Genomic DNA, 14340 nt, shown 5'->3' with positions numbered 1-14340 from the left:
GGGTCAGCCGCGCGGCAAGGCTGCGTGCGCTGCAATATTCATGAAATGAATGGATCGTATTTTCGTATTTATATCGTAAAAGAGGGACGATTGCACTACAGTGACGTCGCGATAAACACCATCAAGAGCCGCGCGGCAGCGCATGCGCATACGGCCATGCGAATCTGCCATTGTCAGCCTCAACGGCGCGGCAATGGCAGGCCAGACAACTAAAAAAAAGTAAAGACAGACGAGGAGCAAGACAATGAGCATCCACAATCGTGGCGCTCTCCCCACCGTCCATGTGGACCAGGTGGTGGAGCAGGGCCAGTTCGGTTCTTTCCAGTTCGGCCTGCTGCTGCTGTGCGGCCTGTGCCTGATCATCGATGGCTTCGACGTGCAGGCCATGGGCTACGTGGCCCCGGCCATCATCGCCGACTGGGGCGTGAGCAAGGCCAGCCTGGGTCCGGTATTCGGTGCCGGTCTGTTCGGCATGCTGCTTGGTTCGCTGATGCTCACGCCGGTGGGCGACCGTTACGGACGTCGTCCGGTACTGATCGTCTCCACCCTGTTCTTTGCGGTCTGCATGCTGGTGACGCCGCTGGTGACGACCCTCGATCAGTTGCTCATCGTGCGCTTCATCACCGGCTTCGGCCTGGGCAGCATCATGCCCAATGCGATGGCGCTGGTGGGCGAGTTCAGCCCGCAGTCCTCGCGCGTGACGCGCATGATGCTGGTCTCCTGCGGCTTTACCGTGGGCGCGGCAGCAGGCGGATTCGTCAGTGCCGCACTGATCCCGGCGCATGGCTGGCATGCGGTGTTCTGGGTGGGCGGCGCGGTGCCGCTGCTGCTGGGGCTGGCCATGCTGGTCTGGCTGCCGGAATCGATCCAGTTCCTGGTCCTGCACCGCCGTCCGCGCGCGCAGGTGAGCCGCTGGCTACGCAAGCTCGCGCCCGCTCTGGTCATCGATGACCGCACCGAGATCGTGGTCAAGGAAGCCAAGGCCGAAGGCATGCCGGTGGCGGCCCTGTTCCGTGATGGCCGCGGCACCGTTACCGTGTTGCTGTGGCTGATCAGCTTCATGAACCTGATCAACCTGTATTTCCTCTCCAACTGGCTGCCCACGCTGATCCATGATGCCGGCTATTCCACCAGCATGGCGGTGCTGATCGGTACCTCGCTGCAGGTGGGCGGCGTGGTCGGTACGCTGACCCTGGGCCGCTTCATCAACCGTTTCGGTTTCACCCGCGTGCTGGGCAGCTGCTTCCTGCTGGCCTGCCTGTCCATCGCCTTGATCGGCAAGGTCGCTGCCACACCGGTGCTGCTGTTCCTGGCGGTGATCGTGGCGGGCTTCTGCGTCGTCGGCGGCCAGCCGGCCGTCAATGCGCTGGCCGGTACCTTCTATCCGACTGCGCTGCGTTCCACCGGCATCGGCTGGGCGCTGGGGATCGGGCGCATCGGCTCGGTGGTTGGCCCGGTCATCGGTGGCCAGTTGATCGCGTTGCAGTGGAGCAATGGCTCCCTGTTCATCGCCGCGGCCGTGCCGGCCCTGATCTCGGCACTGACCATCGCCCGGTTGCATCGTACTTCCCGAGGAGTCTCCGCATGAATACCGTCACCGATTCTGCCGTCAGCCACCACGTGCATACGCGTGGCTACCAGTCCGGCTTCGGCAACGAGTTTGCTACCGAAGCCCTGCCCGGCGCCTTGCCGTCGCATCGGAATTCGCCGCAGCGCGTGGCCTATGGCCTGTATGCCGAACAGATTTCCGGCACGGCCTTCACCGCGCCACGTGGTCACAACCGCCGCTCCTGGCTCTATCGCATCCGTCCGGCTGCCGTGCATCATCCCTTCGAACCGATGGAACGCGGCCTGCTGGTGAGCCACTTCGACGACGTCGCGCCGCCACCCAACCAGTTGCGCTGGGATCCGCTGCCCATGCCGACCGTGCCGACCGACTTCATCGAAGGCCTGGTTACCATGGCCGGCAACGGCTCGCCGCAAGCGCAGAGTGGCTGCGCCATTCACCTCTACGCGGCCAATTGCTCGATGACCGATCGCTTTTTCTATTCGGCCGATGGCGAACTGCTGATCGTGCCGCAACTGGGTCGCCTGCAATTGCGCACCGAGCTGGGCGTGATCGACATCGAACCGCAGGAGATCGCCGTCATCCCGCGTGGGGTGCGCTTCCAGGTACGTCTGCCCGATGGCGAGGCACGCGGCTACATCTGCGAAAATTTTGGCGCGCTGCTGCGCCTGCCTGATCTCGGTCCGCTGGGTTCCAACGGCCTGGCCAATCCGCGCGACTTCGCCACACCGCATGCCTGGTACGAGGACCGTGAGGGAGACTTCCAGCTCATCGCCAAGTTCGGCGGCCATCTGTGGCAAGCGAAGATCGGCCATTCGCCGCTGGACGTGGTGGCCTGGCACGGCAACTACGCACCCTACAAGTACGACCTGCGCCACTTCAACACCATCGGCTCGATCAGCTATGACCATCCCGATCCGTCGATCTTCCTGGTGCTGCAGTCGCAGAGCGATACCCCCGGCGTGGATACGATAGACTTCGTGATCTTCCCGCCGCGCTGGCTGGCAGCGGAAGACACCTTCCGTCCCCCCTGGTTCCACCGCAACGTGGCCAGCGAATACATGGGCCTCATCACCGGCCAGTACGATGCCAAGGAAGGCGGCGGCTTTGTGCCCGGTGGCGGCAGCCTGCATAATTGCATGAGCGGTCACGGACCGGATGCGGCCACCTTCGAGAAAGCCAGCCGCATCGATACCAGTACGCCGAACAAGGTCGATCACACCATGGCCTTCATGTTCGAGACCCGCAACATCCTTTGCCCGACCCGTCACGCCTTGTCCGCGCCGACCCTGCAGCGCGATTATCAGGACTGCTGGCTGGGCATTCAAAAGAACTTCAACCCGGAGCGCGCATGAGCCAGAGCAGCCTGACACTGAACGAAACCCACGATCCCTCGCTGCGGAGCTGGGTCCGGAGTGCAAATGCAGAAAACAGCAGTTTCCCGATCCAGAACCTGCCTTACGGCGTGTTCCGTCGCAGCGGCAGTGAAGAAAGTTACCGCACTGGCGTGGCCATCGGTGACCAGATCCTGGACCTGCCTGCGGCCCAGGCTGCCGGCGCCTTCTCCGGCTTTGACGAAGCCACGCGCGCAGCAGCGCATGCAGCCTGTAGCGGCAGCCGTCTCAATGCGCTGATGGCGCTGGAGCCGGCGGCCTGGTCGGCACTGCGTCTGGCACTGTCGCGCCTGCTGCGCAGCGGTTCGGCGCACCAGAGCGAACTGGCTGCCTGCCTGGTGCCCCAGGCGCAGTCCGAGTTTGACGTCCCCGCCGTGATCGGTGACTACACCGACTTCTATACCTCCATCCATCACGCGACCACGGTCGGCAAGCTGTTCCGTCCGGACAATCCGCTGCTGCCCAACTACAAGTGGGTGCCGATCGGCTATCACGGTCGGGCTTCGTCCATCGCCGTCTCCGGCCAGCAGTTCCGTCGTCCGGTGGGCCAGACCAGGGCCCCCGATGCGGAGCTGCCCAGCTTTGGTCCCTGCAAGCGGCTCGACTATGAACTGGAACTGGGCATCTTCATTGGCGGCGGCAATGCCCTGGGCGAACCGGTGCCGATGGATCAGGCCGAGGACAAGGTGTTCGGCCTGTGCCTGTTGAACGACTGGTCCGCACGCGATGTGCAGGCCTGGGAATACCAGCCGCTGGGCCCCTTCCTGTCCAAGAGCTTTGCTTCCACCATTTCGCCCTGGATCGTGACCCTGGAAGCACTGGCACCTTACCGTTGCGCCTGGACGCGTCCGGAGGACGATCCACAACCGCTGCCCTATCTGGATGCACCGACCCTGCGCCAGAGTGGCGCCTTCGATATCGAACTGGAAGTGCTGATCCAGACCGCCGCCATGCGTGAAGCCGGCAGTGCGCCGCAGCGGCTTTCGCTGGGCAATTATCGGGACGCCTACTGGACCGTGGCGCAACTGGTCACGCACCATACCGTCAATGGCTGCAATCTGCGTCCGGGCGACTTCTTCGGTTCGGGGACCCTGTCCGGACCGGCAGCCGATCAGGCCGGTTCGCTGCTGGAGCTGAGCAGTGGCGGCAAGTCGCCGCTGACCCTGGCCAATGGCGAGAAGCGCGTCTTCCTGGAAGATGGCGATACCATCATCCTGCGCGCAGTAGCGCGCCGCGATGGCCTGCCGACCATCGGTTTCGGCGAGGCGGCCGGGACCGTGCTGCCTGCGCGCAGCCTGGCATGATCCGATCTTCTTTTCTGGAGCAAGCAAGCGCATGACGACTCTCTACAGCTATTTCCGCAGCTCGGCCTCCTATCGCGTGCGCATCGCGCTCAATCTCAAGGGCGTGGCCTACGAGACGGCGGCCGTGCATCTGTTGAACCAGGGCGGTGAGCAGTTGCTGCCCGCCTTCACGCAATTGAATCCGCATGCGCTGGTTCCGGTGCTGGCCGACCAGGGCCGCTTGCTCACGCAATCCATGGCGATGCTGGAGTATCTGGACGAGCGCTATCCCACGCCATCGCTGTTGCCTGGCGACGCCTTTGCGCGCGCGCACATCCGTGAGCTTTCGCTGGCCATCGCCTGCGAGATTCATCCGCTGAACAATCTACGCGTACTGCGTTATCTCAAGCACACGCTTGCAGTGGATGAAGCGCAGAAGACGGCCTGGATCCAGCACTGGATCAAGCTTGGTTTCACGGCGCTGGAGCAGCAACTGGCGGCCGACACCACGCGCGGCCATTTCTGCGTGGGGGATGCGCCGACCATGGCCGATTGCTTCCTGATTCCGCAGATCTTCAACGCACGCCGTTTCGAAGTGGACATGGCACCGTACCCGACGCTGTGCGCCATCGAGGCTGCCTGCAATGCGCTGCCCGCTTTCGAGCAGGCGCATCCGGCACGGCAGCCCGACGCCGCGTAAGCGTTCAGCCCGGGCTGCGGCGCGGTACCAGCAGGTTGCCGGTCATGATGAGCACGGCTTCGTCGTGCTGGTTGTAGGTGGTCACACGATGGTTGAGGAAACCCTGCTGCGGCTTGGATTGCGAGGTCTTGATGCCGAGCACTTCCGCTTCAAGACGCAGCACATCGCCCGGACGTGTCGGACGCGGCCAGCGGAATTCATCGAAGCCGGCACCGATGATGCCGCCCTGGATGTGCAGGGTATCGACCAGCAGGCGCATGGTCAGCGCGGCGGTATGCCAGCCGCTGGCGGCCAGGCCGCGGAAGAAAGTCTGCTGCGCCGCCGCTTCGTCGAGGTGAAAGGGTTGGGGATCGTATTGTCGGGCGAACTGCTTGATCTCTTCGGCGCTCACGGTGAGCGTGCCCGGCGAGCGCAATACCTGGCCGGGTTGGAAGTCATCGAGGTAGTTGAGGGTGGTCACTGTGTCTCCATTCCTGGTTTGCACGCTGCAAGGTGCTTGTTGTCGTCATGAGGTAGACAACCAGTATAACGATACCGCGCCATCTATGGACGGGCGGCCAGCCAGGTGGTGATTTGCTGGTGCTGGTGCATCCGGCAGAAGGTCTGTGGTGAACGCCACGCGATCAGTTGGCCGATCAATCGATACTCGGCCTCCAGCGCACGATGGAATATCGGTTCGTGATGGGCGATGCGGTTACGCAATTGCCGGATCGTTTCCAGTGCATCATGGATGGCCTTGCGATGTTGTGCCACTGAGCGGTGCGCATCGAGATGCGGGAAGACGCGTCGCAGGTGAGGGTTCCATAGCCTTCCATCATGCCGTGCCGCGAACATGCGTTGCCAGAATCCATTGGGCTTCGGATGAAGCGGAGCAACTTGGGATTTCTTCGATGCAGCGGCGACGCGCTCCCTGCAAACGGGTGTCACCGCTTCCCCGGCCACGCCATCTGGCGCGACCCTGTTCATCACGACGACTTGGACAACTTCGCCAGCTGCTGCGTCAGATAGCTTTGCCGCGACTGCATGGTCGCCAGCGTGAGATTGAGCCGGTTGAACTGGTTGGTGTAGTTGTCCTTCAGGTTCTGCAGTCGTGTATTGGCGGCGCTCTGCTGGTCGGTCACGATCTTGAGGCTGTCCTGCAGCCCGCGGGTCTTGGCGGCCAGCGTGCCGCTGTCGCCGAGGATGCTGTCCATCACCTTCTGCAGCTTGGGTACCACGCCGCCGGCGCCGCTGAAGAGATTGCTGACCGCCTCGAAATCCTTGTTGCCCGCCGCCGTCAGCTTGCTGGCCTCCAGCGCCAGCGTGCCATCCTTCTGGAACGAGATCCCCACCTGCGAGAGATTCATGCGACCGTCCGCGCCCAGCGCACCCAGCATGGTGCTGCGGATCTGCGCCATCATGCTCAGTACCGAGGACTCGGCTGCCAGCGGGGAGCCGGTACTGGCCTGGCCCTTGGTGGTGGACGGGGTCTGCCTGGTGAGGTTGGCGACCGCCTTGGCCAGCGTATTGTAGGCGCTCACGAAACTGTTGGCCGCCGTGGTCAGACCGCTGGTGTCGTTGGTGACGGACAGCGAAAAGTCGTCGGCCGGGGTGGTGAGCTTGGTCAGATTGAGCGTCACCCCCGAAATCGCATTGCTGACCTTGTTGGTCGTGCTGGTCACGGCCACGCCATCGATGGTCAGCCGGGCATCCTGCGCCTTGGCCAACTGCCCCATGCTGCTGCCGGCCAGGTCGGCGTAGTCATTGCTGCCGACCAGCTTGATGGGCGCATTGCCGGCCGGGGTCAGCACCAGATGGTCCTTGCTGCCGTCATTGCTGATGCTGGCGGTGACCCCGGTGCCGGCATCGTTGATGGCCTTCATCACGTCGTTCAGTCCGATCGCGCCGCTGTTGTCGAGATCGCTCGGGGTGATGGTGAAGGACGTGCTGCCCACCTGCAGCGTCAGGCTGCCCGTGCCATAGGTCTGGTTGGTCGCCACGCCGGTGGTGGTGACGGTGCCGCTCGGGTCGAAGTTGAACACCGCGAAATTGCCCGTGCCGCTCACCCGCAGGCTGTTGGCCGCACCGCTGTCCTTGGCGGTCAGCACCAGGTGGTCGTTGCTGCCGTCGCTGACGATGGCCGCATTCACGCCCGCCTCGCTGGCATTGATGGCGTCGCGCACGCCGGCCAAGGTGTTGGACTTGGGCTGGATCAGGGTGGTCGAGCCGTTGCCGGTCTTGATGGCCAGCACGCCATTGTCGAAGGTCGTGCCCGGTGCGATGCCGGCCGAACTGACCTTGACCGCCTGCGCCAGCTGGTTCACGCCGATGCTGTACTTGCCGGCGGCGGCCTTGGTGGCGTCGCGCGGGGCCTGGATCTGGGTGACCGAGCCCGCGACCGCCGGGTCGTAGTTCAGCCCCGCCAGCGAATTGTTGGCCGTGAGCTTGATGGTGTTGGCCGTGCCGCCGGTATTGGCTTCCAGCACCAGATGGGCGCCGCTGCCATCGGTCACGATGGAGGCCGACACGCCCGCCTTGGCGGCGTTGATGGCGTCACGCACCCCGGCCAGCGTGGCATTGGCCTGCAAGGTGATGAAGCGGGGCGAGCCGGTGCCGACCTTGATGGCGATGGAGTCGCCGGCATTGAAGGTGGTGCCGCTGGCATAGCCGCCGGATTTGAGCTTCTGCGCCAGGACCTTGGTCGAATCGTCGCTGTTGGCCTCGGCCGTGAACGGATCGGTGGTCAGGTTGCTGCCGGCGCCGGCGTTGGAGACGGTAGTCTTCTGGGCGCTGAAGCTGGCGGCCGTCATGAGCTTCAACGCACTCTGGTAGCTCGATAGCGCATTCTTGAGCGAACCATAGGCGGAGATGAGCGTATTGAACCCGCTTTCCTTGGCCTTCAGTGGTGTGAGTCTGGATTTGCTCTCCACCGCAATGAGCTGATTGACCAGCGTCGCGACGTCAAGCGGACCGGCCGATGTCGATACCGTCCCCGTGGAAGTTGCCATGTTGACCCCTGAATAACGATGATTTTCTTGTAATTTGAGAAACTGACGGTCCGTCAGCACACCCGAAGGTTAACGGCGCATCTTTACAAAAGTAAAGGGCAGTTTGCTGACCGATGGTGGGGATTTCCGGGGGTTTTTGTGGAGATTCGATGGAGATGCTGCAAGCGGGCCGTTGCGGCCTGTCGTGATGGCGGCTCAGGCAGCCGCCAGGGGCAGGCGCGCGGGGACGGCGCTTGCGGGGCGAAGTGAAGGAACTTGCGCAGAAGGGGCCGCGCGGCCCGCCAACGGGCGATGGCCCGCCAGCGGACTCAGGTCTGGATGAACTTTTCCAGCGGGTAGTGGTGCTTGATGAACGGCGACTTGATGACGATGTAGCTGAAATACTTCTCGATGCGCAGGTTCTGTTCCAGCAGCGACTCGATCACGCTCTGGTAGTGCACCACGCTGCGGGTCATGAACTTGAGCAGGTAGTCATAGCCACCGCTGACCAGATGGCATTCGATGATCTCATCGACATTGCGGATGGTGGCTTCGAACTTGGCGAAGTCTTCGCGGCGATGGTCCGACAGCGTCACTTCGGTGAAGACGATCTGGACGTCGGCCAGCTTTTCCAGGCGGATATAGGCGCCATAGCCGCTGATGTAGCCAGCCTTCTCCAGGCGCTTGACGCGGATCAGGCAGGGGCTGGGGGAGAGGCCGACGGCGTCGGCCAGGATTACATTGGTAATGCGGCTATTTTGCTGCAGGTGACACAAAATCCTCAGATCGATCCGGTCCAGTTTCAACGCGCCGTTAGTCATCATGTTGCCTCGGGTTATTCGACTCAGCCTGCCGGTCTTGCGCGCGTGTGTCACGCAGCGAAGTCCGGCAGGATGTAGCAGGGCATTTTAACCCCTCCCGCCGTGATTTCCCCATCGGACAGGAGGCGATACTCGCATTGGCCGCTTCAGCGCACGGCCTGGCGAACCTCGGCTTGGGCCAGCACTTCATCGAGGATGGCCCGCAGACGCGCAAACATCAGCGCAAAATCGTCTTCGGTATAGCACAGCGCCGGTGCGAAGCCGAGGATGTTGTCGCCAAAGGCGCGGAACACCAGCCCGTGCCGATAGGCCACCTGGAAGATGCGATCATGCAGCTTCAGTTCCGGCGCGAAGCGCGCCTTGGTCGTCTTGTCGGCCACCAGTTCCAGCGCACCCAACAGGCCCCGGCTGCGGGCATCGCCCACCAGCGGATGATCCAGCAGCGCGCGCAGGCCACCGGCAAACACCGGTTCCAGACGGCGGCCGTTTTCCAGCAGGCCGCCTTCCTCATACAGCCGCAGGACCTCCAGCGCCACCGCCGCACTGACCGGATGGGCCGAGTAGGTCTGGCCATGGCCGACCACGGTGCTCATCGGGGCACCATCGGCGATGCCGTTGTAGATGCGGTCCGACATCATCACCGCACCCATGGGCGCGTAACCCGCGGTCAGGCCCTTGGCCATGGTCATCAGGTCGGGCTGCACGTCCTCATCCAGGCAGGCGAACATCGGACCGGTGCGGCCGAAACCGGTAATGACTTCGTCCACCACGAACAGAATGTCCAGTGCATTGCAGGCCAGCTGCATGGCCTTCAACCAACCCTTGGGCGGCACCACCACGCCACCCGAGCCCTGGATCGGTTCGCAGAAGAAGGCGGCGACATTGTCCGCGCCCAGTTCGGCGACCTTGTCGCGCAGCGATTGCACCGAGGCCGCGATGATCGCTTCGTCGCCCTGCAGTTCGCTGCGGTAGGGATAGGGCGAGGGCAGGTAATGCTGGGTCGGCAGCGGCAGGTTGAAATTGAAATGGAAATTGGGCAGCGCCGTCAGGCCCGCCCCCACGGAAGACGAGCCGTGATAACCGCGTTGCAGCGAGATGAAATGCTTCTTGCCCGGCTTGCCGATGGAATTGTGATAGTGCGTGATGTAGCGAATGGCCGCATCTACCGCGTCCGAGCCGCCCAGCGTGAAGTAGACGTGCTTCAACGATGCCGGGCTGATGTCCACCAGCTTCTTGGCCAGCAGGATGGCCGGTTCCGAGGCGAAGTGGAAATAGCCGGTGGCATACGGCAGGCGCTGCATCTGCTCGGTGGCCGCGCGGATCACGCTTTCCTGGCCATAGCCGGTATTGACGCACCACAGGCCCGAGAAGGCATCCAGCAACTGCTTGTCCTGGTGGTCGGTCAGGTAGGCACCCTGGCCGGACTTGAGGATGATGGGCCCCAGCTCTTCATGTTCGCGGAAGCTGGCAACAGGGTGGATCAGGTGGCTGCGGTCAAGCGCGGCCAGGGCGGAAGTTTGCATAGAGATGGACTCGCTGAAGATGCGTTGAACAAGGCCGTGCAGGCAAACGGCACAACCGGCATGTGTTCTATCCTATGCCCCTGGCCTCGCAGCCGATGCGCAAGATGCGGGGCTGAAAAAGCATCTTCATGGGTTTTGCGGGCCGCTGCGGCATTTTCTGCGGCAGCAGCACGACCACCTCAGCCCAGCGCCTGATTGACGATGGAAAACAGCTGCATGCCCGCATCGCGCGCCGGCGCTTCACCCTTGCACATGCGCGTGACGTGGTCCACGCAGGTCAGGCCCAGCTTGTCGAACCAGGCCGGCAGGCCGCTCGATTCGAATACGTCGATGCGGATGAACGAATCCGAATAGGTATTGATCCAGTGCGCGATCAATCCCTTGGCACGTTCCGCGTCCGGCGCCACCACCGGCCCGATCACGCGGCCATGGCCGAAGCGGCGCACCAGCGCAAAGCCCAGCATCTCGCCATCACGGTCCAATGCCACGCCTTCGGACATCTCCAGCAGTGCCAGCAGCAGCTTGCTGCGATCCATGCCGGTGGCTTGGGCATCCAGTTCCAGCAGGCGATGCACGTCATTCTTGCCCATCGGCCGCACGCGCTCGCCCGGTGGCAGTGAGACCAGCACCGGTTGCGCCGAGGATCCCTGGAACTGGTGCAGCACATCCTGCTGCACGAAACCCAGTTGCTTGTAGAGCGGCATGCCGGCAGCCGTGGCATTGACGATGAGGCTGCGGCCATTGACCTGGCTGGCGGCGTGCTGCATGAGCCGCCGTCCGAGGCCGCGCCGCTGCAATTCAGCCTGCACCAGCAACATGCCAATGACTGCGTGGTGCTCGCCATAGGTGGTGCAGACCACGCTGCCCACCGTGCGCAGCGGGGCATCCGATGCCGTATTTTCGAGCAGGTAGCCTTGCCCCATCTGCAGCAGGAAATTCCAGTCTTCCAGCCGGTGCGGCCACTTGAAGCGCAGCGACAGCCGGTGGCAGTGGCCCAGGTCATCTGCGGCCATGGGCCGCAAGAGCAGATCGGGCAAGGGCGCGCGGACGGTCTCGGGATCGTGGGTGGACAGCGCGGGCATGGGGACTCCTGTTGGTTTCAGTGGGAGGGGCGGCAGTGCAAAGCCTGCCTCAGAGCTGGCCCTGGCAAACGTATTTGGTATGCAGGTAATCATCCAGGCCATGTACCGAACCTTCACGGCCATAACCGGATTCCTTCACACCGCCGAAGGGCGCGGCTTCCGCCGCCAGCGCACCTTCGTTGACGCCCACGATACCGCTTTCCAGGGCATCGGTGACGCGATGGATGCGGCGCACATCGGTCGAGTAAAAATAGGCCGCCAGGCCAAAGGGCGTGGCATTGGCGGCGAGGATCACTTCCTCTTCGGTGGCGAAGCGGGTGATTGGCGCCACCGGTCCGAAGGTCTCTTCGCAGCTGCACTGCATCGCGCCGGTGACGTTGGCCAGCACGGTAGGCGCGTAGTAGTTGTCGCTTTCAAAGCCGGGACCCTGCAGGCGCTTGCCCCCGGTGATCACGCGCGCACCCCGTTCGATGGCATCGCGCACGTGCTGGTCGATCTTGGCGATGGCGCGGGCATTGATCATGGGGCCGATCTGCGAGGCAGCATCGGTGGCCGGACCGACCTTGAGCGCTGCGACCCGCGCGCCCAGCTTGGCCACGAAGGCTTCATAGACCTTGTCCTGCACGTAGATGCGATTGGGGCTCACGCAGGTCTGGCCGCCATTGCGGAACTTGGCGGCCATCACGCCATCGATGGCGGCATCCACATCGGCATCGTCAAAGACGATGAAGGGCGCGTTGCCCCCCAGTTCCAGCGAGAGTTTCTTGAGCGTATTGGCCGAATGACGCGCCAGGTGCTTGCCCACGGCGGTCGATCCGGTGAAGCTGATCTTGCGCACGCGCCCGTCGGCCAGCCACACGTCGACCACTTCCGGGGTGCGTTCGCGCGAGGCGGTGACGATGTTGATGACGCCAGCCGGCACGCCTGCTTCCAGCGCCAGGCGGATCAGCGCCAGCGAAGTCAGCGGCGTATCCTCGGCCGGCTTGCAGACCACCGTGCAGCCCGCAGCCAGGGCCGGGGCGATCTTGCGGGCGATCATCGCCGCCGGGAAATTCCAAGGCGTGATGGCCGCCACCACACCGACCGGTTCCTTCAGCGCCATCATGCGACGACCACTGACCGGTGCCGGGATGATGTCGCCATTGGCGCGCGTGGCTTCCTCGCCGAACCATTCCACATAGCTGGCGGCATAGGCCACTTCACCCTTGGCTTCGGCCAGCGGCTTGCCCTGCTCGCGCGAGATCAGGCGACCAAGGTCTTCCTGGTGCGCCAGCAGCAGGTCGTTCCAGCGCTTGATGATGGTGGCGCGCTGCTTGGCCGGCGTGGCACGCCAGGCCGGGAAGGCGGCGACGGCGGCATCGACGGCGGCGCGGGCATCGGCAGCACTGCCGTCAGGGACGGTGGCGAACACCTGGCCGGTGGCCGGGTCGGTCACCTCCAGCACACGGCCATCGGCCGCAGCGCGCCACTCGGCGCCGATCAGTTGGGTGCCGGGCATCAGGTCCTGGCGTTGCAGAGTCAGAGTCAGAGAGGTCATGGTGAGCATTCAGCAAAAGTTAATGCAGCTATCAACGAGCATTCAATAAAAGTTAATGCAGCCGGCGGCGCGTCATCACGCCAACTTGTCCTTGATCTGGTAATACAGGCCGATCACCGGCAGGAACCAGGGCGGGCCGAAGTGACCGGGGATGGCCGGCCACTCGCGTTCACGCCAGGGGTTGGCCAGCGTGTCGCCGGCCAGCACCCGCGCCATGCACTGGCCCATGTGTACCGACATCTGGGTGCCATGGCCGCTGTAGCCCATGGAGTAATACAGGCCATCGCGTTCACCGGCTTGCGGCAGGCGGTCGCGGGTCATGTCGACCAGCCCGCCCCAGCAGTAGTCCAGGCGCACCTGGCCCAGTTGCGGGAAGGTCTGGTGCAGGCCCTGACGCAGGATCTCGCCGCTGGCCGCATCGGATTGCGGGCTGGAAATCGCAAAGCGCGCCCGGCCACCGAAGACCAGGCGGGTATCGGGCGTCATGCGGAAATAGTGGTGGATGTTGGCCACCGTGGTGTAGGTACGTTGCTTGGCCAGCAGGGCCGCAGCGCGTTCGGCACCCAGCGGTTCGGTCACCACGATGAAGCTGCCGACGGGCACGATGCGCCGGCGCAGCCAGCCGAAGCTGCCATAGGCACCGTGACGGCTGGCACCGGTGGCCAGCAGCACCTGCTTGGCGATGACGGTGCCGCGCGCGGTGTGGACGCGATGCGCGTGCGTGTCACCGATGCGTTCCAGTCGCTGCACTTCGGTGCCGGTATGGATGGCCGCGCCATGGCGCTCTGCCGCCGTGGCCAGGCCGTAGGCGAAGCGGCCCATGTGCATCTGGCCGCTGCGTTTGTAGAGCAGTCCGCCATGGAAGCGCTCGCTCTGCACCTCGGCCTGCACGCGGGCCGCATCGAGGATTTCCACGTCACTGTCCACGCCATCGGCGATGAGGCGGTCGGCGCTGCGTTGCAGGGCCTCCATCTGATAGGGTTTGGTGGCCATCTTGAGCTTGCCGTGGCGCAGGAAATCGCAGGCTATCTGTTCTTCCTCCACCAGCCGCGCCACCGTATCGACCGCGTCGTCATAGGCGTGATACCAGGCCCGCGCGCGCTCCACGCCGACCTTGGCCGCGACCTCCGCATAGTCCACCGCCAGGCCGTTGTTGACGTGGCCGCCGTTGCGCCCCGAGGCTTCGGCGGCCACGTGCGGGCCGGCTTCCAGCACGACTACCGAGGCGCCGCGTTTTGCCAGTGCCAGAGCGGCCGACAAGCCGGTGAAGCCGCCGCCGACGATGGCCACGTCGACCTGCCTGGGCAGCTCGCGCGTGGGGGAGATGAACAGCGGTGCAGAATCGGTCCAGTAGGATTCCAGCTTCATGGTCGGGGCTTCAGGGTCAGGAAGTGAATGGGGGCAGGGAAGGGGCGCTGACGCACTTCGCCATGCCATCAAGGATAGAACGCATTGGCCAGAGAGGTG

13 protein-coding genes are annotated in these 14340 nt (G+C 64.0%); 4 read left to right on the top strand and 9 right to left on the bottom strand.

Annotated features, from left to right (window positions below; translation table 11 throughout):
- Positions 1–3: 3 nt before the first annotated feature.
- Entirely contained in the window at positions 4–252 is a 249-nt protein-coding gene (locus tag ACODSZ_RS10830) for a hypothetical protein (RefSeq protein WP_488927567.1), read from the bottom strand.
- Here ACODSZ_RS10830 and ACODSZ_RS10825 point away from each other — a divergent pair.
- From ACODSZ_RS10825 to maiA, 4 genes are read left to right on the top strand one after another with little or no spacing between them, the layout of a single operon-like run.
- The gene (locus ACODSZ_RS10825; RefSeq protein WP_175344888.1) at positions 245–1588 is read left to right on the top strand and encodes an MFS transporter; all 1344 of its coding nucleotides are present in this window, start codon (positions 245–247) and stop codon (positions 1586–1588) included. The genes ACODSZ_RS10830 and ACODSZ_RS10825 overlap by 8 nt on opposite strands.
- Entirely contained in the window at positions 1585–2922 is a 1338-nt protein-coding gene (gene hmgA, locus ACODSZ_RS10820; RefSeq protein ID WP_175344889.1) for a homogentisate 1,2-dioxygenase, read from the top strand. The genes ACODSZ_RS10825 and hmgA overlap by 4 nt, the downstream gene beginning before the upstream one ends.
- Complete coding sequence (fahA, locus tag ACODSZ_RS10815) at positions 2919–4265, top strand: fumarylacetoacetase (protein ID WP_175344890.1); 1347 nt, start codon at positions 2919–2921, stop codon at positions 4263–4265. The genes hmgA and fahA overlap by 4 nt, the downstream gene beginning before the upstream one ends.
- Before the next feature lie 31 nt (positions 4266–4296).
- Positions 4297–4944 (top strand): maleylacetoacetate isomerase, encoded by a 648-nt coding sequence (maiA, locus tag ACODSZ_RS10810; protein WP_488927566.1) that lies wholly within the window; start codon positions 4297–4299, stop codon positions 4942–4944.
- A 4-nt stretch (positions 4945–4948) separates the two neighbouring features.
- Here the strand turns inward: maiA and ACODSZ_RS10805 are convergent, their stop codons facing one another.
- The 8 genes from ACODSZ_RS10805 to ACODSZ_RS10770 all read right to left on the bottom strand — a co-directional run bounded on the left by ACODSZ_RS10805 (position 4949) and on the right by ACODSZ_RS10770 (position 14241).
- Positions 4949–5404, bottom strand: a complete 456-nt coding sequence (locus tag ACODSZ_RS10805; RefSeq protein WP_488927565.1) for a MaoC family dehydratase — start codon at positions 5402–5404, stop codon at positions 4949–4951.
- A gap of 83 nt (positions 5405–5487) precedes the next feature.
- Positions 5488–5910 carry a hypothetical protein gene (locus ACODSZ_RS10800; RefSeq protein WP_488927564.1) on the bottom strand — a complete coding sequence of 141 codons (423 nt, stop codon included), beginning with the start codon at positions 5908–5910 and terminating at the stop codon, positions 5488–5490.
- On the bottom strand, positions 5910–7931 hold the full coding sequence (gene fliD / locus ACODSZ_RS10795) for a flagellar filament capping protein FliD (RefSeq protein ID WP_175344893.1): 2022 nt from the start codon (positions 7929–7931) through the stop codon (positions 5910–5912). The genes ACODSZ_RS10800 and fliD overlap by 1 nt, the downstream gene beginning before the upstream one ends.
- A 308-nt stretch (positions 7932–8239) precedes the next feature.
- Positions 8240–8734: an Lrp/AsnC family transcriptional regulator gene (locus ACODSZ_RS10790; protein ID WP_081486017.1), complete on the bottom strand. Its 495-nt coding sequence runs from the start codon at positions 8732–8734 to the stop codon at positions 8240–8242.
- A gap of 143 nt (positions 8735–8877) precedes the next feature.
- Positions 8878–10254: an aspartate aminotransferase family protein gene (locus ACODSZ_RS10785; protein WP_488927563.1), complete on the bottom strand. Its 1377-nt coding sequence runs from the start codon at positions 10252–10254 to the stop codon at positions 8878–8880.
- Between the two features lie 179 nt (positions 10255–10433).
- Positions 10434–11336 carry a GNAT family N-acetyltransferase gene (locus tag ACODSZ_RS10780; RefSeq protein ID WP_241822647.1) on the bottom strand — a complete coding sequence of 301 codons (903 nt, stop codon included), beginning with the start codon at positions 11334–11336 and terminating at the stop codon, positions 10434–10436.
- A gap of 49 nt (positions 11337–11385) precedes the next feature.
- Positions 11386–12882, bottom strand: coding sequence for an NAD-dependent succinate-semialdehyde dehydrogenase (locus ACODSZ_RS10775; protein ID WP_488927562.1), 1497 nt, complete (start codon positions 12880–12882; stop codon positions 11386–11388).
- Positions 12883–12948: 66 nt separating this feature from the next.
- Positions 12949–14241 carry an NAD(P)/FAD-dependent oxidoreductase gene (locus ACODSZ_RS10770; protein ID WP_488927561.1) on the bottom strand — a complete coding sequence of 431 codons (1293 nt, stop codon included), beginning with the start codon at positions 14239–14241 and terminating at the stop codon, positions 12949–12951.
- Between the last annotated feature and the right edge of the window lie 99 nt (positions 14242–14340).

Source organism: Herbaspirillum sp. FG34 (genome assembly GCF_057809315.1).
This window is presented reverse-complemented; position numbering and strand designations above follow the sequence as displayed.

Coding starts and splice junctions, on each gene's coding strand:
- ACODSZ_RS10825 (WP_175344888.1), top strand. CDS start 245: ATGAGCATCCACAATCGTGGCGCTCTCCCCACCGTCCATGTGGACCAG.
- ACODSZ_RS10830 (WP_488927567.1), bottom strand. CDS start 252: ATGCTCATTGTCTTGCTCCTCGTCTGTCTTTACTTTTTTTTAGTTGTC.
- hmgA (WP_175344889.1), top strand. CDS start 1,585: ATGAATACCGTCACCGATTCTGCCGTCAGCCACCACGTGCATACGCGT.
- fahA (WP_175344890.1), top strand. CDS start 2,919: ATGAGCCAGAGCAGCCTGACACTGAACGAAACCCACGATCCCTCGCTG.
- maiA (WP_488927566.1), top strand. CDS start 4,297: ATGACGACTCTCTACAGCTATTTCCGCAGCTCGGCCTCCTATCGCGTG.
- ACODSZ_RS10800 (WP_488927564.1), bottom strand. CDS start 5,910: ATGAACAGGGTCGCGCCAGATGGCGTGGCCGGGGAAGCGGTGACACCC.
- fliD (WP_175344893.1), bottom strand. CDS start 7,931: ATGGCAACTTCCACGGGGACGGTATCGACATCGGCCGGTCCGCTTGAC.
- ACODSZ_RS10790 (WP_081486017.1), bottom strand. CDS start 8,734: ATGATGACTAACGGCGCGTTGAAACTGGACCGGATCGATCTGAGGATT.
- ACODSZ_RS10785 (WP_488927563.1), bottom strand. CDS start 10,254: ATGCAAACTTCCGCCCTGGCCGCGCTTGACCGCAGCCACCTGATCCAC.
- ACODSZ_RS10780 (WP_241822647.1), bottom strand. CDS start 11,336: ATGCCCGCGCTGTCCACCCACGATCCCGAGACCGTCCGCGCGCCCTTG.
- ACODSZ_RS10775 (WP_488927562.1), bottom strand. CDS start 12,882: ATGCTCACCATGACCTCTCTGACTCTGACTCTGCAACGCCAGGACCTG.
- ACODSZ_RS10770 (WP_488927561.1), bottom strand. CDS start 14,241: ATGAAGCTGGAATCCTACTGGACCGATTCTGCACCGCTGTTCATCTCC.